Below are 19,375 nucleotides of genomic sequence, written 5' to 3'. Positions count from 1 at the left end.
GGTGGCCTCGATCCCCCCGGTACCGGCGGAGCGCGGACCGGACGACCGGTCGCTCGGCGAGTTGCTGTCCGTGGTGACGTCCGACGTGCAGACGCTGTTCCGCCAGGAGGTCGAGCTGGCCAAGGCGGAGGTGCGGCAGGAGGCGACCAAGGCGGGCAAGGCGGCCGGCATGTACGGCGGTGCCGGGTTCGCCGGGTACATGGTCCTGCTGTTCGCGTCGCTGGCCGCGGTCCTCGGCCTGTCCAACGTCATGGACGGCGGCTGGGCCGCCCTGATCGTGACCGCGGTGTGGGCCGTCGTCGCGGCCGTGCTCTACCAGCGGGGCCGCACGCAGATGCGGACCGTCTCGCCGAAGCCGGAACAGACTGTCGAATCGATGAAGGAGAACGCGGAATGGGCACGTCACCCGACCACATAAGGGCCGAGATCGACGCCACCCGGGACCGGCTGACCGCCGACGTGGATCAGCTGGCCGACCGAACCAGCCCGCGCCGCATGGTGGACCGGCGTAAGCGACGAGCGAAGGGAGCCGTCATGGGCCTCCGTGACCGGGTCATGGGATCCGTATCGCAGACCGCACACGGCGTGAGCAGCGGTGCCCAGGCGACGGCCGGCTCACTGCAGGGCAGCGCGGGACAGGCGGCGGGTTCCGTACGGGAGACCGCGAGCCAGGTCGGCGACACCGTCCGGCAGGCGCCCGACCAGGCCGTCCGCCAGACCCAGGGCAGCCCGCTGGCGGCGGGGCTGATCGCCTTCGGCGTGGGCCTGCTGGCCTCCTCGCTGCTGCCCACCTCCCAGGCGGAGGAGCAGAAGGCCGCCGACCTGATGGAACGCGGCGGTGAGGCGCTCGAGCCGGTGAAGCAGGCCGCGCTGGAGTCCGCGCAGCACCTGAAGGAGGGTGCCAAGGAGGTCACCCAGCAGGCCGCCGAGGAGGTCAAGGGGACCGCCGCCGACGCCGCGCGCACCACCCAGGAGGAGGTCCGCGGCCGTACCGAGGAGGTGACCGCGCAGGCACGTCAGTCGGGCCAGAGCGTCACCGAAGAGGCCCGCGGGCAGTCCTGAGCGGCCGTGGCGGGCCACTGACGTGAGGGCGGCGGAGTGACGGCCGCCGTCCTCGCCCTCCCGCCGGCCGCGTCCCGCACGGACGCGGCACACTCCCCGCCCTCCTCGGGGTGACACGATCAGCACGAGGGACCGGTACCGGCAGCGGACACCTGCGCCCTCCCGCACAGCAAGGACCCGCCGTCATGTCCTCTCAGCACGAGATAGCCGCCCTCACCGCGGCGGCCGCGGTCGGCGCGGTCGTGGTGGCCCGGTGGTTCGTCCTCCGGCGCCAGCGGGCGCACGGCCCGAGCGCCGCCCGCTCCCCCTGGCGCCGCACCGCGCCGACCACCGGCCCGGTCCCGGCCGAGCCGGCGGCGCCGGCGCAGGACGGCGCCGCGCGTGCCGTCCAGGAGGCCGAGCGGCACGTCCGCGAGTGCTGGCAGCAGCTGCAGACCCACTCCGACCCGCCGGACTGACGGGACCGACGCCTACGGGATGAGCGGGGTCACGGCCCGGGCGTGCTCCCACATGCCCTGGAGCTGTTCCAGCGGGCGCTGCTGCTCGCCGTGCAGCGCGTTCAGCACCACCACCGCCCCGGTGAGCGCGGGCACCACCCACTGCACGCAGGCGAGCTGGCGCTGCGCCTTGTCGGTGTCGACGGGGTGCTGGGCGGCCTTCTCGACGTCGTCGGGGTCGGTGGACGAGGCCAGCTCGATCTTCTTGCCCAGGACGCGGGCGTAGGCGGTGGCGGCCAGGGCGGCCGCGGTGAGGGCGGTCTTGGCCGTGGAGGAGGCACCCACGCCCTTCTGCTTGGCGACCCGGTGGGCGTTCACGGCCAGCAGGCCGCCGCCGCCCCACAGGTGCGCCGCGATCGCGGCCGCGTTGACCGGCGTCCACTTCGCCCAGCCGGCCGAGGCGATCCGCGCTCCGTCCGTGGCGGTGGCGCCCTCCTGCTTCGCCGCGCCGTTCAGGCCGACCGCGCCCATCAGCGAGCCGCCGAACCAGGCTGCGAGCCCGAGGTCGTGCAGACTGCGGATCATGGTGTTGCGTCGGGACATGGCTGTGCTCCTTCGGGGAGGGTGTGAGGTGAGCCGGCCGGAGCGCCGTATGTCTCCCACCCTTCCCGGAGTCGGCCCCCGCCGCCATCACGGCTGACCCGGACGAGTCCCTCCACCGGTGCCCCGCCCGTCCGCTCCCCGGGCCGCGTGGGCGTGTCGCGGCCCGGCCTCCGTCACAGCCAGCCGTTGCGTCGGAAGGCCCGGTACAGCAGGCCCGCGCCCAGCGCCATGAGGGCCAGGGCGCACGGGTAGCCGTAGCGCCAGTCCAGTTCGGGCATGTGGGCGAAGTTCATACCGTAGAGGCCGGCGATCATGGTGGGGATGGCGAGGATGGCGGCCCAGGCGCTGATGCGGCGCATGTCGTCGTTCTGCCAGGTGCTCACCTTGGCGAGGTGGGCGTCGAGCACCGAGCCGAGCAGGTCGTCCAGGGCCCGGACCTCGGTGTCCGTGCGGGTGAGGTGGTCGGCCACGTCGCGGAAGTACGGCACCAGCCGGCGCGGCCAGTCCGGGCGCGCCTCGGTGAAGTGCCGGACGACGGGGACGAGCGGCTGGACGGCGTCGCGGAACTCCACCACCTCCCGCTTGAGCGAGTAGATCCGCGCGGTCAGGTCGTCCCGGGCCGGTGAGAACACGCACCGCTCGAGCTGCGTCAGGTCGGCCCGGACCTGGGCGGCCGCCTCCGCGTAGGCGTCGACGATCACGTCGGTCACCGCGTGCAGGACACTGACCGGGCCGAGGCCCGCGAGGTCCGGCTGCTGTTCGAGGCGCCGGGCCGCCTCGGCGGTGGGGTCGTCGCCGCCGTGCCGCACGGTCAGCGCGAAGGCGGGGCCGAGGAAGATCATCATCTCGCCGGTCTCCACGTCCGCGGTCCGCTCGACGAACCACAGCGTCTTCACGGCGACCGCCAGGACATCGCCGTACCGTTCCTGCTTGGGTCGCTGGTGGGCCTGGACGGCGTCCTCGACGGCGAGCGGGTGCAGGTCCAGGTAGGCACCGACGCGCTGCAACTCCTCCGGGCGGGGCTGCTCCATCCGGATCCAGGCGAACTCGTCCGGCTTCAGCACGGCCAGGCGGTCCAGGGTGGTCTCGCACCCCCCGTCGTCCTGCCCGCAGTCGATCCGCTCGGCTTCACCCGTCTGCTTCTGGTAGATCACGCACTCCATGCCCTTTCGGATGCTTCCCCGAGCGCATTCCATGCGTGCCGCTTCCCGCGGACCCCCGGGTTGAGCTTCCCGGCCGCCCGCCGGGCCCGCCGGCTACGGCACGGTGCGCCAGGCGCCCGCCGGGTGCCTCGCCGTCAGCGTGTTCCAGTCCAGGCGCAGCACGGCCAGGTCGTCGGTGTGCCGGTCGGCGTTGAGGGTGCGGGTCCTGGCGATGAGCTGGTCGAGGTGGGTGCCGGGGTCCGGTGTGCGGATGCCGTCGATGAGGCCCAGCAGGCCCTCCACTCCCAGCCGGGCGCCCGAGTCGTCCGCGAAGCCCTCGATCAGGCCGTCGGTGTAGGCGACCAGCGCGCCCCGGGCGGGCAGCTCCAGCGTGGTGGCGGGCCACCTGCCGAGCCCGGGTGCGATGCCGAGGGCGATGCCGTGGGCCGCGGTGACCTCCTGGGCCCCCTCGGGCGTGAGCAGCAGCGGCTCGTGGTGGCCGGCCAGGTGCAGGGTGAGGGTGGCCGCGTCCGGCTCCATGGTGATGAGGGTGCAGGTGGTGAACAGGTCGCTGTCGGCGCGTTCGGCGATGTGGATCTGCTCCAGCAGGCGCAGCAGCTGCTGGTCGCGGTGGCCGCCGAGGGTGAGGGCGCGCCAGGCGATGCGCAGGCAGACGCCGAGCGCGGCGGCGTCGGGGCCGTGGCCGCTGACATCCCCGATGATGGCGTGGACCTGTCCGTCGTCGGTCTGGACGACGTCGAGGAAGTCGCCGCCGAGCAGGGCCTGCGCACGGCCGGGGTAGTACCGGCTGGAGGCGGTGACGGCGGCGGAGGTCAGCAGGGGTTCGGGCAGCAGTCCGCGCTCGAGGCGCGCGTTCTCCTCGGCGCGCAGCCGGCCGATCTGCAGCGCGGCGTTGGCGCGCTCGGCCTGCTTGCGCTGCACGGCGTAGCGGACGGCGCGCTGCATCAGGTCGGGTTCGACCTTGCCCTTGATCAGGTAGTCCTGGGCGCCGGCGGCGAGGGCGTCGACTCCCGCGCGGGGTTCGTCCAGCCCGGTCAGGACGATGATGGCGGCGTTCGTCTCCGGCTGGACCGCCTGCACCGTCTCCACCCCGGACGCGTCGGGCAGGTGCAGGTCGAGCAGGACGCAGTCGACGCGGCGGGACGCGAGGTTCCCGCGCGCCTCGGCCGCGGTGCGGCAGCGGGTGAGGGTGTGCGGGAGGTCGGCGTCGTAGAGGAGTTCCTCCACCAGGAGGGCGTCCCCGTCGTCGTCCTCGACCAGCAGGATGTGGTACGGCTGTGCCCGGCCTGCGGCTTGATCGGTCACGGCTGCGTCTTTCTCTCCGGGTCCGCGGGCGCGGCCTCGGTGGCGGGAAGGGTGAAGACCACGCGGGTGCCCAGCTTGTAGTCCGGGTCGATCCTGATCCGGCCGCCGTGGAACTCCACGACCTTCTTGCACATCGCCAGGCCGATGCCGGTGCCCGGGTAGGCGTCCTTGGTGTGCAGGCGCTGGAAGAGGATGAAGACCTTTTCCTGGAATTCCGGCGCGATGCCGATGCCGTTGTCGCTGACCGCGAACTCCCAGTCGTCGCCGTCGCGCACGGCGCCGACGTGGATGTGCGGCGGCCGCTCGGGGTCGCGGAACTTCACGGCGTTCGACAGCAGGTTCTGCCAGAGCATCCCGAGCTGGGTGGTGTCGCCGACCACGGTGGGCAGCGGGTCGTGGGTGATCTCGGCCCCCGTCTCCTCGACGGTCACGCTGAGGTTGTCCAGGGTCCGGGTCATGACCGCCTCCAGATCGACGGTCTGGTGGTCGTTGTGCACGCGGCCGACCCGGGAGAAGGCCAGCAGGTCGTTGATGAGGGTCTGCATCCGGTTGGCGCCGTCGACGGCGAAGCCGATGTACTGGTCCGCCCGGTCGTCGAGCTGTCCGCCGTAGCGCCGTTGCAGCAGCTGGGTGAAGCTGGACACCTTGCGCAGCGGTTCCTGGAGGTCGTGGGAGGCGACGTAGGCGAACTGCTCCAGTTCCGCGTTGGACCGCTTGAGGTCGGCCGCCTGCTCGTCGAGCAGCTGCCGGGACTCCTCGCTGAACTCCAGTTCGGTCACCAGGCGCTGCCGCATGGACTCCACGTCCGCGGCCAGCCGGCGCAGGTCGGCGGGGCCGGTGCCGGGCAGGCTGCGGGCGAAGCGGCCCTCGGCGACGTCCCGGGCGGCCGAGCCGAGGCGGCTGAGCGGGGTGGTGATGCCGCGGCGCAGTCCCTCGAAGACGAGGACGGCCACCAGGAGGATGACGGCGGCGATGATGGCGAACATCCAGTTGCGCAGCGTCTGCGCCCGCCGCAGGCTCCGGCCGGCCGCCGCCCGCTCGCTCTGCAGGTGTTCCTGCTGGCGGGTCATCGCACGCCGCAGCGAGTCGAACGTGGTCTTGCCCTCCGCCGTGCGGCCCGTGGCCACCTTCACGGCGTCCGCGGAGGAGGCGGCCGAGACGGGCCGGGCCGTGCGCCGCTGCCATATCCCGGCCAGTCTCTCGACCTCGGCCAGGTCGGCCCGGGCCCGCGCGTCGCTCCCGACCAGGGGCCGCAGGTGCCGCAGGACGGTCTTCTCGTCGGTGAGTCCCTGCTCGTAGGGCTCGAGGAAGTCGGGACGGCCGGACAGTCCGTAGCCGCGGACCCCGGTCTCCTGGTTGACCAGGGCCGCCTCCAGCCGGATGGCGTCGATCAGCGCGGGAGAGCGCCTGTCCACCATTTCGGCCGTGATCTGCGACGTGCGCCACATGGCCCAGCCGCCCAGTGACCCCAGCACGGTGAGCACGGCCAGGGTGACGGCGACCCCCACCCGCAGCCAGCGCCGGGTGGTCCAGCCGGAGAACGCGGTCTCGGTGGTGGGCGGCTTGCTGTTCATCGCGGTTCGAACTTCTCCCTCGTCGGTCCGGGTCGCGCCTCGCGCGGCACGCACACTCTACCCATGGCCCGACAACGCATGTTGTCCCCATGGAGATCGACGCCGTAGGGTGGTGCCATGTCTGGTCCGCCCTCCCCTCCCTCCCCGCCCGGCGGAGCGACGGCCGCGGTCGTGACCGAGGTGGTCGACGAGATCGTCCGGTGTCTCGCACGTCACACCGTCCACGTGCCGGCCGACCTCGTGGGCGGGGCCGACGACGCCCGTCCCGAGCACGGGAACGCGGCCGACGAGGCCCGCCGGCGCGCCCTGGTGCGCCTGCGCGTCCTCGCCGGTGTCAAGGAGGCCGTCCGGCACCTGGAGGACCAGGCAGCCCATGCCGCGGCCGCCCATGGCGCCGGCTACCCCGAGATCGGTGAGGCCGTGCACATGAGCCGCCAAGGAGCCCGGCGCCGCTGGCCCGGACTGATCACCACCAGCACACACCGTCCCACCTCCCACCCCACACCCCGGAGCTCGTGAATCATGGCTGCCGCCGCAACCCGCCCCTACGACGTGCTGCTGGTCGAAGACGACGCCGCCGACGCAATGCTGATCCAGGACGCCCTGACCGAGCGCGGGGCCCGCAACCTCACGCAGGTGCCCGACGGCGTAGCGGCCCTGGACTACCTGCGCGACCCGGACAACGCGCGACCCGACCTCATCGTGCTCGACCTGAACATGCCGCGCATGAACGGGCGGGAGTTCCTCGCGGTGGTGAAGGAGGACGCCGACCTGCGCACGATCCCGGTCGTCGTCCTGACCACCTCCGCCGCTCCCGACGACGTCACCGGCGCCTACCAGCACCACGCCAACGCCTACGTCACCAAGCCGGTGAACCTCGAGGAGTTCGAGGCGGCGGTGCGCAGCATCGACTCCTTCTACCTCGACATCGCCGTCAAGCCGCCGAAGGAGTAGCCCGGCACGGGCAGGCTCCGGCCCGGCCGGGCCTCACGCTCCGAGGCGGTCGGCCAGCCTCGTCAGCGTGTCGCCCAGGGGCGCCTCGAGGCGGACGCCGGCCAGGTCGTCGCCGCGGGTCGGGCCCTGGTTGACGATGGCGACCTCCTTGCCCTGCTTCGCCGCGTACCGCACGAACCTCAGACCGGACATCACCGTCAGGGAGGACCCCGCCACGAGCACGGCGGCGGCCGTGTCGACCAGGTCGTAGCAGCGGGCGACACGGGCCTTGGGGACGCTCTCGCCGAAGAAGACGACGTCCGGTTTCAGGATGCCGCCGGCGCAGGTCTGGCAGGACACCGTGCGGAAGCCCGCCTCGTAGGCGCGGGGCAGGTCCGCGTCGCCGTCGGGGTTGACCCGGGCGGCGATGTCCCGGAAGCCCGGGTTGGCCTCTTCGAGCCGTTCGTCGAGGTGGGCACGCGGGATGGTGTCCGCGCAGGTCAGACAGGTGACCCGGTGCAGGCTGCCGTGCAGTTCCACCGCCTGGGGCGTGCCCGCGGCCGCGTGCAGTCCGTCCACGTTCTGGGTGACGACACCGGAGACGGCGCCGGCCGCGGCGAGCCGGGCGACCGCCCGGTGGCCGGGGTTGGGCCGCGCGCGGTTGATCGTCCGCCATCCCAGATGGCTGCGGGCCCAGTAGCGCCGGCGGTTGTCCTCGCTCCCGACGAACTCCTGGTACGTCATCGGCGTGTGCCTGCGCCGCCGGCCCGTGGGGCCGCGGTAGTCGGGGATGCCCGACTCGGTGGAGAGCCCGGCGCCGCTGAGCACGAGGACGCGGCCGTCGGCCAGCAGCCGCTCGACGGCCGCGAGCGCCTCGTCCCGGGCGGCCGCGCCGGCCGCGCCGGCCGCGCCACGGGCACCGGTCCCCGCCGGGCCGGAAGGCACCGGCCGCGCTCCCGCAGGGGCGGGCGGCGGCTCGGGCAGCGGATGTGTGTCCATGCGGGCAGGGTACGTCGGTGGACGCGATCGGGCCCCGGGAGCGCCTGCGGACCGGCACCGGGGCGTCGGCGTCATCCGGACGGGGTGCGGCACTCCCTGGCCGGGCCGGGCTCGCACCGGGCGCCGTCCGTCCGGCGGCCCCCGAGCAGGACCCGGCCCACCACCGCGGCGACGGCCTGGCAGGCGGCGACGCCCAGCAGGAGGCGGTCGGCCCCGAGGGTGCTGAGGGCGCCGGCGGCGGCCGCTCCGGCGGCGGCGAAGGTGCTCTTGAGGCCCGCGCCGAGGGTGAAGACCTGGGTGCGGACCGCCGCCGGCGCGTAGCGTTCGCGGCTGGCGAGCAGGGCGCTGAACAGCGGACCGGTGCAGAACCCGGCGGCGGCGAACAGCGCGGCGGCCGGCAGGGCGTGCCCCGCCGCGGGTACGGCCGTCAGGGGGACGCCGGTGGCCAGGAGCCCCCAGAGCACCACCCGTTCCGGCCGCCGGTGGCCCACGGGGCGGTAGGCGTACGACAGTGATCCGGTCAGGGCTCCCAGGGCGAAGGCGGTCATCATGCCGCCCGCCGCCCACGGCGCGTGGTAGTCGCGGGCCAGCAGCACGCACACGACGGGCAGTGCTCCGACGCCCATCGCGCCGACGCCGCTGGCCCAGGTGACCGATCTGAGCGGGCGGTCGCGGACCAGGACGGCCGCTCCGCCCAGCAGGTCGGCCGGCCGGGGCAGGGTGCGCCCGGCCCGCGTGCCGGTGCGGGCCCGCAGCCGCAGCGCGAACAGCAGCAGGCCGCCCGCAGCCGCTCCGGCGCCCAGGACGGTCAGGGCGGCCGCGGCGCCCACGGTCGTGCCCAGCGCCGCGGCGACGGCGGGTCCGCAGATGCCGGCCAGGTTGTACGAGACGGCGTCGGCGCTGAACGCCCGGATCAGCCGTTCCTTGGGCAGCAGCTCCCCGAGGAGGCTGGTGAGTCCGCCGGTGACCAGGGGGCCGGCGCAGCCTGCCGCGGCCGCCAGCGCGAGAACCAGGGCGTCGTCCGTCCTGCCCACCAGCGCGGCGAGGGCGACGAGGGCGAGGCCGTTCAGGACGATCCCGCCGCCGTGGAAGAGACGGCGCCGTCTCACCGCGTCCGCGAGCGCCCCGGCCACCGGTGCCGCGACGACGTGCGGGATCATCAGCGCGGCCACCAGCGCGCCGCCCAGCGCGGGACTGCCGGCGCGCTGGGCGGCCAGCATGACCAGCCCGACCCGGGCTCCTTCGTCGGCCGTCCGGGCCAGGGCGGCGACCGTGAGGTAGACGGGCAGGGCGGGCAGGCCGCCGGTACGGGGCGTGGACTCGACGGTGCCGGTCATGGGCGCGGGAGGCGCTGAAGGGGGGCGCGCCGGACGCCGGTGGGCCGGAGGTCCGCCGTGGGATCGGCGCGTTCCGGGCCGGGCGTGGCCGCTCCCGGCGGGCGACCCGTCACCGGCTCCTCCCCCGCTCGCGCTCGTGTCGTACGCGTCCCGGTTGCCTCGACTGCCATGCCCCCCGCCCGTCGTTCAGCGGCCCTCACGAACCACCGGTCACGATTTCCCCGCGCGGGAGCGGTCATGCACGGCCCGGCGAGGGTGGCTGGAAGTCGGCGGCGGGCCGGGGCGGCCGTCCGGCGGTGCGGGCCGGCCGCCGGTCGCGGTCGTTCAGTCCGGCGGCGCCGCGAGGGCCTTGAGGGCCGGGCGGAGGAGGGTGGCGATCCGGTCGGCCGGGACGTCGCGCAGCGCGGGCAGGCCGAGCAGCTGGTGGCCGATGGTCACGCCGAGCAGGGTGCTCATGACGAGCGCGGCCCGCACCTCGGGGTCGTCGGCGGACAGGGCGGCGCCGAGGGTGCCGATCTGCCGGCCGAGGGCGTCACGGGCCTGGTCGGCCGCCGACGGGTCGGTGAGCATGGAGCGCATCATCGCGAGAGTGCCGTCGGGCAGGCCGCCGAGTTTGAGCCCGAGCGTGGTCAGCAGCTGATCGACGAGCGCGTCGGCGTCCGGGGCCGGCGGCAGCGCGGGGAACGCCTGCACGGCGCGGCCGAACAGCTCCCGCTTCGATCCGAAGTACTGCATGACCAGCGCCGGGTCGACGCCGGCCGCGGCGGCCACGGCGCGGATGGTGGTGCGGTCGAAGCCCTTGCGCGCGAACAGCTCCCGGGCCCTGTCGAGGATGCGGGTCTCCGTGGCCCGGCGGCGGTCGGCGCGGGAGCGGGGGGTGTCGGACACCATTTCACTCTACAACCGTTGACCGAGACCGCCACCGCTCCTACGGTCATTGGGTCAACACTTGTTGAGCGAGAAGGAGTGAGTCCGGATGTCCCCTGCACCGGATCCCGGCACGGCGGCCCACCGCACCCCGGCCGACGTGCTGGCCCGCTACCTACTACCGGGCCATGACCGACAAGTCCGCGGACGACCTCGCCGACCTGTACGCCGTGGACGGGGTGCACGAGTTCCCGTTCACCGCTCCCGGCTTTCCCGCGCGCTTCGAGGGCCGGGAGGCCGTGCGCGCGGGCTACCGGGCGGCCTGGGGCAGCGGCTCCGCCCGGGTGACGGAGATCCGGAGGGTAGCGGTGCACGAGAGCACCGATCCGGAGGTGATCGTCGCCGAGCACGTGGTGCTGGGGGCGCTCCCGGCCGGACGCGGCACCTTCACCGTCCCCGGTCTGCTGGTGCTGCGCGTGCGCCGGGGACTGCTCACCCGGGTCCGCGACTACATGGACGGCTTCGGTGTCGCCACTGCCGCCGGCGGCGGCTGACAGCCGGGTCGGCCGGTCCGTACCCGTCCCCGGTCCCGTGGCCCGTCTCCGTACCGGGCCAGGGGTGTTGCCCCAGGCATCCACCGTGCATGATCGATCCGCTCGGCCGATCGGACGGACCGGCATCGAGGAGACGAGGGGGCGGCATGCGACGCCGTTGGGTCAAGGTACTGGCGGTCACCGTGGTGGTACTGGCGGTGTTCTTCACGGTCGCCGACCGTGTCGCCGTGCACTACGCGGAGAAGGAGGCCGTGCAGCTGGCCCGGGAGAAGTACGGCTACGACAACACCACCGACGGTTCCCTGGACGTGTCGATCGACGGCTTCCCCTTCCTCACCCAGGCCTTCGCGCAGCACTTCGGCCATGTCGAGCTGTCGGCGGGGCAGTTCTACGTCGACACCACCAGCGACGCGCAGGGCGGCTACCTGCACATAGCGCACCTCCGGCTGGACCTGCGCGACGTACGGGTGACCTCCCTGACCGCGCGCAGCGCCGAGGCCGACCTCGCCACCGGCACGATGATCCTGTCCTACGAGGAACTCTCCGGTGTCGTCACGCGGTTGGCGGGCAGCGGCGGTCACGTCAAGGTCTCCCGCGGCACCGGATCGAACGGCCAGGCCGCGCGCGTCGAGGTCAGCGGCACGGCCGGCGGGAAGACCCTGAACGGCACCGGCACCCTCCTCGCCCAGGGCACCGAACTCTCCCTGACCGTCCCCGGTGCCGAACAGGCCACGATGTGGCGGGTGAACCTGCCGCAGGGCGTCGGTTTCACCGCGGCCCGGGCCACCGCCGACGGCGTCGAGATCACCATGGTCGGTCACCAGGTGGTCCTCGGCTCCTCGCGCTTCACCCGCTGAGCACCGGCCCGGCCGGCCGCGGCGCCGGGCGGCTTCCGGTGCCGCGGACCGCTCGCCGCCCGCTCGCGCCTCCCGGGGCCGTCGTCACTGGCCGCCGAGGCCCGTCGTGGCGACGGACTTGACGATCTGGCGCTGGAAGAACAGGAACACCAGCACCAGGGGCAGCGCGGCCAGCACGGCGGACGCCATGGTCTGGGCGTACTGGATGCCGTAGGCGTCCTTGACCGAGGTGATGCCGACCGGCAGCGTCATCAGGGCCGGGTCGGAGGTCGACACGAACGGCCAGAGGAAGTTGTTCCAGGCCCCGATGAACACGAAGACCGCGACGGCGGCCAGCATCGGCCGGGACAGCGGCAGCAGCACGGACCAGAAGACCCGCCAGTGTCCGGCGCCGTCGATGCGGGCCGCCTCCTCCAGTTCGCGCGGCAGCGAGTCGAAGTGCTTCTTCAGGATGAAGACCATCACCGGCGCCACCGTCTGCGGCAGGATCACGCCCGCGTACGTGTCCAGCAGGTGCAGGCTCATCATCTGCCGGAACCACGGCACGATGAGGATCTGCGGCGGTACCAGCACGGCGGCCACGGTGAGGGCGAACAGCGCGCGGCGGCCGGCGAAGAGGGTGCGCGAGAAGGCGTACCCGGCCATGGCGGAGACCAGGACGGTGATCGCGGTGACGGCCGCGGCGATCAGGAAGCTGTTCGCCATCCACAGCGGCAGGTCGCCGCGCTCCCAGACGGTGCGGAACCCCTGGAGCGTCAGCCCGTGCGACGGCCGGAACCAGTGCTGTGCGTCGCTCGCGTCCTGTTCGGACTTCACGGCCGTCAGCACAGCCCACAGCATCGGCAGCAGCCACACCAGGGCCAGCACGGTGAGGGCGCCGAGGGCGAGGACGCGGGCGAGGCGGCTGTCGCCGAGGACCAGGCTGTTGCCGCGCCGCCCGGCGGGACGGGCGGCCGCGGGCCGTGGCGTGCGCGGGAGGCGGGACGCCCGCGGGGGGCGGACGGGCAGGTCGGTGGACGTCATGTCACTTCTCCCGGCGGCGGAGGGCGGCGTACTGGGCCGCGGAGGCGAGCAGGACGAGGGCGAAGAAGATGTAGCTGATGGCGGAGGCGTAGCCCAGCCGGTAGCCGGTGAAGCCGACGTCGTAGACGTACTCGACGACCGGGCGGGTGGAGCCGTCGGGGCCGCCCTTGGTGAGCAGGTAGACCTGGTCGAAGACCTTCAGGGACGCCAGGATCTGCAGCACCGTGACGACCGTGGTGATCCGGCCCAGCTGGGGCAGGGTGATCGACCACAGCCGGCGCCAGGCCCCGGCGCCGTCGACGGCCGCCGCCTCGTACAGGTGGTCCGGGACGGCCTGGAGGGCGGCCAGGTAGAGCAGGAAGTTGAATCCGACCGTCCACCACAGGGTGGTGAGGACGATCGCCCCCATCGTCACCGACGTGTCGCTGAGCCAGGCCACCGGGCCGATGCCGACGACGTCGAGGAGGTGGTTGAGCAGGCCCAGGTCGGGCTGGTAGAGCCAGATCCACAGCAGGCTCACCACGCCGACGGGCAGCAGGTAGGGCGCGAAGAACGCCAGCCGCCACACCCACTGGCCGGGCAGCCCGGTGTGCACCAGCAGCGCCATGCCGAGCGCGACGGCGACCAGCGGCACCGTCGACAGGACGGTGAACCACACGGTGTGGCCCAGGGCGCGCCACATGTCGGCGTCCTGGAGGGCCTCGGTGAAGTTGTCCGCGCCGACGAACTGCGGGGTGTGGGCCGACAGCGAGGAGTCGGTCAGGCTCATCCACAGGCCCTGCGCCAGCGGCCAGACCATGAACAGGGCGAACAGGACCAGGAAGGGCAGCGCGAACAGCAGACCCGGGGGGAGCGGCCGGCGCGCCGAGAGAGCCCCGGAGCGGGGCGAGGCGTGGGGAGAGGACATCGTCGTTCCTCCTGCGCGGGAGATCGCGGCCGGGTCAGGCCGGGCTGGGCTTGGACAGGAAGGTGTTCAGGCGCCGCACCATCGCGCGCGCCGCCCGGTCGGGGGCGAGGCCGTCGAGCAGGGCCTGCTGAAGGACCTGGGACATGGAGTTCTGGAAGTCCGAGCCCGCGCCGGCGAACCACACCGGCGGGTCGAGGACCACGTGCTGCTGGGCCTGCGCGTAGTGCGCCTGCGGCTGGAGCGCGGCGTAGGCCCGGGTGCGGGTGACGGGGCCGTAGGCGGGGATGTGACCGGCGGTGGCCCAGATCTGGCCGGCCTTGAGCAGGGCGGCCACGGCCTGGTGGGTGCGGCGGCGACGCTCGGGGTCGGGGTCGGGGTGGTGGGGCAGGACGAAGGAGTGCGAGTCGGCGTAGACGGCCGGGGTGCCGAACACCGTGGGGAACGGGGCCGCTCCCACCTTCGGGTCGGCGGCGCGGAAGGTGCCCAGTTCCCACTCGCCGGAGAGGATCATCGCCGTCTGCCGGTTGGCGAAGGAGGCGATGGCGGCGGCGTAGTCGAGGCGTCCGGGGTTGACCCGGCCGTCGGTGAGCTTCGCCATGAAGGCGATGACCTCGGTCATGCGGTCGAGGTCGACCTCGGCGGGGCCGCCCTCGGGCAGGTCGAAGCGGCCGCCGGTCTGCCGATACAGGCCGTAGAACAGCCGCCAGCCCTGGGCGGTGTCGGTGACGTAGCCGAAGGCGATGCCCTGCTTCCCGGACGCCTTGGCCAGTTCGCGGCCGGCCGCGAGGAACCTGTCCGGTGCGGAGAACGCCTCGGCGTCCAGCGTGCCGTCGCCCCTGAGCAGTCCCGCGTCGGCGGCGGGACCGGGGTGGTAGAAGACGATGAAGGGGTGGGTGTCGAGCGGGACGGCGTACGTCCTGCCCCGGAACCGGGTACGGGAGCGGACCGCGTCGGTGAAGGCGTCGTCGGTGATGCCGTACTCGGCCAGGAGGTTCTCGTCCCAGGGGTCGAGCAGCCCGGTGGGGGCGTAACCGGCGAGCCGGGACATGTGCGCGACCGCCATGTCGGGGCCGCGTCCGCCGGCCGAGGCCATGGCGAGCTTGGTGTAGTAGGGGGTGCCCCATTCGAGGACCGTGCGCTCGACGCGGGTCCCCGGCATGCCGGGGCGGGCCGCGCGCACCATGTCGTTGAGCAGCCCGCCGTCGGCGCCGCTGAACAGGTCCCACAGGCGGACGGTGGTGGAGTCCGCCGCCACGGCGGAGCCGCAGCCGCTGAGCGCGCCGCCGCCGAGGGCCACCGCCCCCGAGGCGAGGGCGGTCGTGAGCACCGCGCGCCGGGAGGGACCGCGCTTCCCTCCGGATTCTGGCCGGTCGGTCATAGCACTCCTTTCCTGACCGGGCGGTGCGGGCGGACGGACCGTGCCGTCCGGTCTCACACCCGCCCCGGACATACATCGTTGTACTCAGCAGGAGGTGTCGGTCGCGCCGACGGCCGGCTCAGCCGCGTTCGTAGGCGGCCGGGCGGGTCTGCGCCTGCCGGATGCGCTCGATGTCGAGCTTCTCGGAACGGTCGAAGCGGTAGACGCCGTTCTGCTCCTGGAAGACGTCGGTGAGCTGGGTGTAGCAGTAGCCGAACATCTCCGGGTCGTCGAGCAGCACGCCGGTCAGTCCGGCGAAGCGGTCGAGGAACTCCTCCGCGCTGCGGGGCCGTTCGCCGTAGCCCCATGACGTGCCGGTCTCGTCGCCGGCCGCCTGAGCCGCCTCGGGGTCCCACCAGATCCCGCCGAACTCGCTGCAGAAGTACGGCTGTCCGCGGTACGGCACGGACCAGGGCCGGCCGTCGGGGCCCGCGTTGACGTACGGCTTGTCCTCGGCGAGGCCGGACATCGTCCTCGCGAAGGCGACCGGGTCCTGCTCGTAGCAGTGGGAGTCGTACACGTCCGTCTCCAGCACCCGGTGCGCGTAGCCGGAGGCGTCGATCACCGGCCGGGTGGGGTCGGCCTGCTTGGTGGCCAGGAACATCGCGCGGGTGACGTCGTCGAGCTGGGTGATGCGGTCGTGCAGGTGCTGGTAGGTCTCGTTCAGCGGGCACCAGGCGATGATCGAGGGGTGCGAGTGGTCCCTCTCCAGGGCCTCCAGCCACTGGGCGACGTACGAGGCGTCGGGGCGCTGGTTGTCGTCGCGCACGCCGACCTCGCAGCCCCAGTCGCCGAACTCCCCCATGACCAGGTAGCCCAGCCGGTCGGCGTGGTACAGGTACCGCTCCTCGAACACCTTCTGGTGCAGCCGGGCGCCGTTGAAGCCCGCGGCCATGCCGAGTTCGATGTCGCGCACCAGCGCCTCGTCGCTGGGGGCGGTCATCAGCCCGTCGGGGTAGTAGCCCTGGTCGAGCACGAGGCGCTGAAAGACGGGGCGGCCGTTGAGCAGCATCCGCTTGCCCCGGATCGCGACCGAGCGCAGGCCCGCGTAGGAGGCCACCGAGTCGACGACCGCGCCCTCGGCGTCCAGCACCTCCAGGCGCAGCCCGTACAGGTGCGGGTCCTCGGGTGCCCAGGGCCGCACCCGGTCCTCGGGCACGGTGAGCACGAGCATGGGGCACAGGTCGAGGTCGGCGCGCGCCCCGGCCTCGGCCACCTCGCCGGACTCGTCGCTGAGCACGGCGCGCACCCGGTGGCCGGTCAGGTTGGCGGTCAGCGGCAGATGGAGGAGGAAGCTGCCGGAGGCCAGGTCGGGCGTGATGCGGGGCCGCTTCAGGGCGACGGATCGCGGTACGGGCTCCATCCAGACCGTCTGCCAGATACCGGTGGTGCGGGTGTAGTGGCAGTGGGAGTTGGCGTACCAGGTGGCCTGCTTGCCGCGCGCCTGGACGCCGTGCCGGCTGTCACGGGCGCGGACCACGACGGTCAGTTCGGCGCCCGGCTCGGCGATGCCGTCGAGGTCCGCGGTGAACGGGGTGAAGCCGCCGCGGTGGCGGACCACCTCGGTGCCGTTCACCCAGACCGTGGTGTCGTGGTCCACGGCTCCGAAGTGCAGCAGCACGCGGGCGTCGGTCCAGTCGGCGGGCACCGTCACGGTGCGCCGGTACCAGACGGCCTCCAGGAAGTCCGTCTCCCCGATGCCCGAGAGGGCGGACTCGGGACAGAACGGGACGGTGATCGTGTCCGTCAGTTCGCGCTCCGGCAGCCCGCGCTCCGACCCGGTGTCGGAACGGTCGATCTCGAACTGCCATACGCCGTTCAGATTCAGCCAGGCGTCGCGGACGAACTGCGGCCTGGGGTATTCGGGGCGCGGCAGGTCCGACGGGTGCGGTACGGCCATGGTGCTCCTTCGGTGCCTGGTGCGAGTGCGTGCGGAGCCCATGGCACCACGTCGATTACATCGATGTAAATACGTCGGTCGCAGCGAGGACGGCCCGAAACCGTTTCGTGATTCGCCGGTAGGATCACGCCAGTCGGAAGGATGACCAGCGTGGCAGCCAGACCCAGGATCAAGGACGTCGCCCAGTACGCGGGCGTCTCCCCCAAGACCGTCTCCAACGTGATCAACGACTATGAGCACGTGTCGGAGCGGACCAGGGCGGTCGTCCGCGAGGCCATCGACGCCCTCGGCTACCGGGTCAACATCGCGGGCCGCCAGCTGCGCCGCGGCCGCACCGGGACGATCACGCTGGTGGTTCCGGAACTGGACGTCGCCTACTTCGCCGAACTCGCCAAGCACGTCATGGCCGCCGCCGACCGGCGCGGTCTGACCGTGCTCATCCACCAGACCGGCGGCGCCCGCGAGCGCGAACTGACCGCGCTGCACGGCTTCGACGCCCAGTTCACCGACGGGGTGATCCTCAGCCCGCTGTCCCTGCTGCCCCGGGACCTGGCCACCCGGGACGCCCGGCTGCCCGTCGTGCTGCTGGGCGAGCGCAGCGCGCCCGGCTCCACCGACCACGTGGGCATCGACAACGTGGCGGCCGCCCGCGCGGTCACCGAACACCTGCTGAGCCGGGGCCGCCGGCGCATCGCGGTGATCGGCGGCGCGGTCGAGGGCCCGCAGGGCACCGACCGGCTGCGTACGGACGGCTACCGCTCGGCCCTGGACGCCGCGCGGGTGCCCTTCGCGCCCGGCTTGGTCGTGCCGGTCGGCGCCTACCACTGGCAGGACGGAGCCCGGGCCGCCGCCGCGCTGCTGGAGCGGACCGACCGCCCCGATGCTCTTCTCTGCCTCAACGACCACCTGGCCCTCGGCGCGTTGCGCGCCCTGCACGAGGCGGGCCTGCGCGCACCGGACGACATGGACGTGGCCGGCTTCGACGACATCGAGGCCTCCCGCTTCAGCGTGCCCAGCCTCACGACCGTCGCTCCGGACAAGCGGGGCATCGCCGAGACGGCCGTCTCCCTGCTGATCGACCGGATCGAGGGGATCGGCGGGCCTGAGGTGGGCGACGGGATCGACGGGGCCGACAGGGCCGACGGGGCTCTCCCGGGTGACAGGCCGTCCGCCGGGAACGTCTCGGACCATGTCGTGGGCCACCGGCTCATCGTGCGGGAGAGCACCGGCGGCACGGGCGGCACCGGCGACTGAGTTCCCGCGCGCCCCGGCTCGCGCCAGGTCCGCGTTCCGCGTCGGGCCGCAGGAACATTCCGGGGAGCCCCCTCGTTGGCCCAAGGTCCCCGCACGCCGACGCCCTTGGGAGCATCGTGCCCGAAACCACGCACACCCTCGCAGCCGCCGCCGTCGCGCCCGCGCTGCCGGACCTGAGCGCGCAGGCCGAGCGGCTGATCGAGCTGGGGGTGCACGAGATCGCCGGCCTCCCGGCCGAGGCGCTGCGCACCTTCGCCGAAGCCGCACAGGCCGCCCGGGCCGCGTCGGACGCCGGGACGGCACCGACCGGCCGGGCCGCGCGAGGCGCCGGGACCGCCGACACCGTCGAGGCGTCCCGGGGCGCCCGCACGACACCGGCCGCCGCACCCGCCCCGGACGCCCGCACGACACCGGCCGCCCCACCTTCCCCGAACGCCCGCACACAACCGGCCGACGCGACCGACGGCACCCGTACTGGCGGCGACGGCGGTGTTCTGCTCGCCGTCCACCCCGGCCTGGCCCCCGCCTCCGCACTGGCGCCGCTGCTGCGCCGAGGCGGCCGACCGGGCTTCGTCGTCACCGACATGACCGACGTCGACCTCTTCGCCCCGCTCGACGGCATCACGCTGCCCGACGCGCCGCTCTACCTCCTCACCGGCCTCGACCGCGGCGACCGGATGTCCAACTGGAGCCCGGACGAGGCGCTGCCCGCCCTCACCGCGGAGGCCCGGACCCCGCTGCTGCTCACCGAGGGCATCCACTGGGTGTTGCAGCAGCCCGCCGCCCTGGAGCGCAACCACTGCTTCATGACCATCGGTTCGCGGCTGCGCAAGGCGAGCGGCGCGCTCGACGCCCGCACACCGGCGGTCTGGATCAGCAACGGCACCGGGCGGGACGGCCGCGAGCGCCGCGACGCGCCCAAGGTGGGCTGGTGCTGGGCGGGCAACCGGCACACCTGGCTGGGCTTCGCCTCGGCGACGGGCCGCCGGGCACCGGGGGTCTGAGGGCGGAACCGGGACGGGAAGGGAAGAAGGCGGAGGGCCGGGAAGGGCGAAGCCGGAGGGCGGAGGGCCAGGGGGTCCGGGAGCCGTGCGCCGGTTTGCGACGCGGCGGGGTTCGCGTCCCGGACCACCCTCCGCCGAGGCCTTGTCACCAGTGAAGGCGAGCGCGTATAACGAGCGCG

At 73.5% G+C, this 19,375-nt stretch carries 19 protein-coding genes and 1 pseudogene; 9 read left to right on the top strand and 11 right to left on the bottom strand.

Going from position 1 to position 19,375, the window contains the following annotated elements:
• Nucleotide 1 precedes the first annotated feature (1 nt).
• The 3 genes from ACZ6CZ_RS06020 (at nucleotide 2) to ACZ6CZ_RS06010 (ending at nucleotide 1,520) form a co-directional block, all read left to right on the top strand.
• Entirely contained in the window at nucleotides 2–418 is a 417-nt protein-coding gene (locus tag ACZ6CZ_RS06020; protein ID WP_469015394.1) for a phage holin family protein, read from the top strand.
• Nucleotides 394–1,062 (top strand): DUF3618 domain-containing protein, encoded by a 669-nt coding sequence (locus ACZ6CZ_RS06015; protein ID WP_469015392.1) that lies wholly within the window; start codon nucleotides 394–396, stop codon nucleotides 1,060–1,062. The genes ACZ6CZ_RS06020 and ACZ6CZ_RS06015 overlap by 25 nt, the downstream gene beginning before the upstream one ends.
• Before the next feature lie 185 nt (nucleotides 1,063–1,247).
• On the top strand, nucleotides 1,248–1,520 hold the full coding sequence (locus tag ACZ6CZ_RS06010) for a hypothetical protein (RefSeq protein WP_469015389.1): 273 nt from the start codon (nucleotides 1,248–1,250) through the stop codon (nucleotides 1,518–1,520).
• A 12-nt stretch (nucleotides 1,521–1,532) separates the two neighbouring features.
• On the opposite strand, the gene ACZ6CZ_RS06005 is transcribed toward ACZ6CZ_RS06010, so the two are convergent.
• From ACZ6CZ_RS06005 to ACZ6CZ_RS05990, 4 genes are all read right to left on the bottom strand, one after another.
• On the bottom strand, nucleotides 1,533–2,102 hold the full coding sequence (locus ACZ6CZ_RS06005) for a hypothetical protein (RefSeq protein WP_469015387.1): 570 nt from the start codon (nucleotides 2,100–2,102) through the stop codon (nucleotides 1,533–1,535).
• A 173-nt stretch (nucleotides 2,103–2,275) separates the two neighbouring features.
• Nucleotides 2,276–3,265: a magnesium and cobalt transport protein CorA gene (locus ACZ6CZ_RS06000; protein ID WP_469015385.1), complete on the bottom strand. Its 990-nt coding sequence runs from the start codon at nucleotides 3,263–3,265 to the stop codon at nucleotides 2,276–2,278.
• Nucleotides 3,266–3,358: 93 nt separating this feature from the next.
• A complete protein-coding gene (locus ACZ6CZ_RS05995; protein ID WP_469015382.1) occupies nucleotides 3,359–4,570 on the bottom strand; it encodes a PP2C family protein-serine/threonine phosphatase in 1,212 nt (403 codons plus the stop codon).
• The gene (locus ACZ6CZ_RS05990; protein ID WP_469015378.1) at nucleotides 4,567–6,144 is read right to left on the bottom strand and encodes a sensor histidine kinase; all 1,578 of its coding nucleotides are present in this window, start codon (nucleotides 6,142–6,144) and stop codon (nucleotides 4,567–4,569) included. The genes ACZ6CZ_RS05995 and ACZ6CZ_RS05990 overlap by 4 nt, the downstream gene beginning before the upstream one ends.
• A gap of 117 nt (nucleotides 6,145–6,261) precedes the next feature.
• Between ACZ6CZ_RS05990 and ACZ6CZ_RS05985 the strand changes: the two genes are divergently transcribed.
• Both ACZ6CZ_RS05985 and ACZ6CZ_RS05980 read left to right on the top strand, forming a co-directional pair.
• Nucleotides 6,262–6,663, top strand: coding sequence for a hypothetical protein (locus ACZ6CZ_RS05985; RefSeq protein ID WP_469015376.1), 402 nt, complete (start codon nucleotides 6,262–6,264; stop codon nucleotides 6,661–6,663).
• A 3-nt stretch (nucleotides 6,664–6,666) separates the two neighbouring features.
• Nucleotides 6,667–7,098, top strand: coding sequence for a response regulator (locus tag ACZ6CZ_RS05980; RefSeq protein WP_469015374.1), 432 nt, complete (start codon nucleotides 6,667–6,669; stop codon nucleotides 7,096–7,098).
• 33 nt (nucleotides 7,099–7,131) lie between these two features.
• Here ACZ6CZ_RS05980 and ACZ6CZ_RS05975 read toward each other — a convergent pair whose 3' ends face one another.
• The 3 genes from ACZ6CZ_RS05975 to ACZ6CZ_RS05965 form a co-directional block, all read right to left on the bottom strand.
• On the bottom strand, nucleotides 7,132–8,076 hold the full coding sequence (locus tag ACZ6CZ_RS05975; protein WP_469015371.1) for an NAD-dependent protein deacetylase: 945 nt from the start codon (nucleotides 8,074–8,076) through the stop codon (nucleotides 7,132–7,134).
• 71 nt (nucleotides 8,077–8,147) lie between these two features.
• Complete coding sequence (locus ACZ6CZ_RS05970; protein WP_469015369.1) at nucleotides 8,148–9,413, bottom strand: MFS transporter; 1,266 nt, start codon at nucleotides 9,411–9,413, stop codon at nucleotides 8,148–8,150.
• A 324-nt stretch (nucleotides 9,414–9,737) separates the two neighbouring features.
• The gene (locus ACZ6CZ_RS05965) at nucleotides 9,738–10,301 is read right to left on the bottom strand and encodes a TetR/AcrR family transcriptional regulator (RefSeq protein WP_469015365.1); all 564 of its coding nucleotides are present in this window, start codon (nucleotides 10,299–10,301) and stop codon (nucleotides 9,738–9,740) included.
• A 167-nt stretch (nucleotides 10,302–10,468) separates the two neighbouring features.
• On the opposite strand from ACZ6CZ_RS05965, the gene ACZ6CZ_RS05960 reads away from it, so the two are divergent.
• Both ACZ6CZ_RS05960 and ACZ6CZ_RS05955 read left to right on the top strand, forming a co-directional pair.
• Nucleotides 10,469–10,834: a nuclear transport factor 2 family protein gene (locus ACZ6CZ_RS05960; RefSeq protein ID WP_469015363.1), complete on the top strand. Its 366-nt coding sequence runs from the start codon at nucleotides 10,469–10,471 to the stop codon at nucleotides 10,832–10,834.
• Nucleotides 10,835–10,980: 146 nt separating this feature from the next.
• The gene (locus ACZ6CZ_RS05955; RefSeq protein ID WP_469015361.1) at nucleotides 10,981–11,691 is read left to right on the top strand and encodes an LmeA family phospholipid-binding protein; all 711 of its coding nucleotides are present in this window, start codon (nucleotides 10,981–10,983) and stop codon (nucleotides 11,689–11,691) included.
• Nucleotides 11,692–11,775: 84 nt separating this feature from the next.
• On the opposite strand, the gene ACZ6CZ_RS05950 is transcribed toward ACZ6CZ_RS05955, so the two are convergent.
• From ACZ6CZ_RS05950 to ACZ6CZ_RS05935, 4 genes are all read right to left on the bottom strand, one after another.
• Entirely contained in the window at nucleotides 11,776–12,714 is a 939-nt protein-coding gene (locus ACZ6CZ_RS05950; RefSeq protein WP_469015358.1) for a carbohydrate ABC transporter permease, read from the bottom strand.
• Nucleotide 12,715: 1 nt separating this feature from the next.
• Entirely contained in the window at nucleotides 12,716–13,621 is a 906-nt protein-coding gene (locus ACZ6CZ_RS05945; RefSeq protein ID WP_469015354.1) for a carbohydrate ABC transporter permease, read from the bottom strand.
• Between the two features lie 34 nt (nucleotides 13,622–13,655).
• Nucleotides 13,656–14,999 (bottom strand): extracellular solute-binding protein, encoded by a 1,344-nt coding sequence (locus tag ACZ6CZ_RS05940; protein ID WP_469015351.1) that lies wholly within the window; start codon nucleotides 14,997–14,999, stop codon nucleotides 13,656–13,658.
• Nucleotides 15,000–15,117: 118 nt separating this feature from the next.
• Nucleotides 15,118–16,938 (bottom strand): glycoside hydrolase family 2 protein, encoded by a 1,821-nt coding sequence (locus ACZ6CZ_RS05935; protein ID WP_469015348.1) that lies wholly within the window; start codon nucleotides 16,936–16,938, stop codon nucleotides 15,118–15,120.
• Between the two features lie 141 nt (nucleotides 16,939–17,079).
• On the opposite strand from ACZ6CZ_RS05935, the gene ACZ6CZ_RS05930 reads away from it, so the two are divergent.
• Both ACZ6CZ_RS05930 and ACZ6CZ_RS05925 read left to right on the top strand, forming a co-directional pair.
• Complete coding sequence (locus ACZ6CZ_RS05930) at nucleotides 17,080–18,192, top strand: LacI family DNA-binding transcriptional regulator (protein ID WP_469015345.1); 1,113 nt, start codon at nucleotides 17,080–17,082, stop codon at nucleotides 18,190–18,192.
• 464 nt (nucleotides 18,193–18,656) lie between these two features.
• Nucleotides 18,657–19,196: pseudogene (locus tag ACZ6CZ_RS05925) on the top strand (DUF5701 family protein); the annotation flags it as partial.
• Between the last annotated feature and the right edge of the window lie 179 nt (nucleotides 19,197–19,375).

This window comes from Streptomyces sp. NPDC041135, assembly GCF_055592085.1.
This window is presented reverse-complemented; position numbering and strand designations above follow the sequence as displayed.

What these genes read in the sequence shown, in the direction of transcription:
- ACZ6CZ_RS06015 (WP_469015392.1), top strand. Translation starts at nt 394, where the DNA reads ATGGGCACGTCACCCGACCACATAAGGGCCGAGATCGACGCCACCCGG.
- ACZ6CZ_RS06010 (WP_469015389.1), top strand. Translation starts at nt 1,248, where the DNA reads ATGTCCTCTCAGCACGAGATAGCCGCCCTCACCGCGGCGGCCGCGGTC.
- ACZ6CZ_RS06005 (WP_469015387.1), bottom strand. Translation starts at nt 2,102, where the DNA reads ATGTCCCGACGCAACACCATGATCCGCAGTCTGCACGACCTCGGGCTC.
- ACZ6CZ_RS06000 (WP_469015385.1), bottom strand. Translation starts at nt 3,265, where the DNA reads ATGGAGTGCGTGATCTACCAGAAGCAGACGGGTGAAGCCGAGCGGATC.
- ACZ6CZ_RS05990 (WP_469015378.1), bottom strand. Translation starts at nt 6,144, where the DNA reads ATGAACAGCAAGCCGCCCACCACCGAGACCGCGTTCTCCGGCTGGACC.
- ACZ6CZ_RS05985 (WP_469015376.1), top strand. Translation starts at nt 6,262, where the DNA reads ATGTCTGGTCCGCCCTCCCCTCCCTCCCCGCCCGGCGGAGCGACGGCC.
- ACZ6CZ_RS05980 (WP_469015374.1), top strand. Translation starts at nt 6,667, where the DNA reads ATGGCTGCCGCCGCAACCCGCCCCTACGACGTGCTGCTGGTCGAAGAC.
- ACZ6CZ_RS05975 (WP_469015371.1), bottom strand. Translation starts at nt 8,076, where the DNA reads ATGGACACACATCCGCTGCCCGAGCCGCCGCCCGCCCCTGCGGGAGCG.
- ACZ6CZ_RS05970 (WP_469015369.1), bottom strand. Translation starts at nt 9,413, where the DNA reads ATGACCGGCACCGTCGAGTCCACGCCCCGTACCGGCGGCCTGCCCGCC.
- ACZ6CZ_RS05960 (WP_469015363.1), top strand. Translation starts at nt 10,469, where the DNA reads ATGACCGACAAGTCCGCGGACGACCTCGCCGACCTGTACGCCGTGGAC.
- ACZ6CZ_RS05955 (WP_469015361.1), top strand. Translation starts at nt 10,981, where the DNA reads ATGCGACGCCGTTGGGTCAAGGTACTGGCGGTCACCGTGGTGGTACTG.
- ACZ6CZ_RS05950 (WP_469015358.1), bottom strand. Translation starts at nt 12,714, where the DNA reads ATGACGTCCACCGACCTGCCCGTCCGCCCCCCGCGGGCGTCCCGCCTC.
- ACZ6CZ_RS05945 (WP_469015354.1), bottom strand. Translation starts at nt 13,621, where the DNA reads ATGTCCTCTCCCCACGCCTCGCCCCGCTCCGGGGCTCTCTCGGCGCGC.
- ACZ6CZ_RS05940 (WP_469015351.1), bottom strand. Translation starts at nt 14,999, where the DNA reads ATGACCGACCGGCCAGAATCCGGAGGGAAGCGCGGTCCCTCCCGGCGC.
- ACZ6CZ_RS05935 (WP_469015348.1), bottom strand. Translation starts at nt 16,938, where the DNA reads ATGGCCGTACCGCACCCGTCGGACCTGCCGCGCCCCGAATACCCCAGG.
- ACZ6CZ_RS05930 (WP_469015345.1), top strand. Translation starts at nt 17,080, where the DNA reads ATGACCAGCGTGGCAGCCAGACCCAGGATCAAGGACGTCGCCCAGTAC.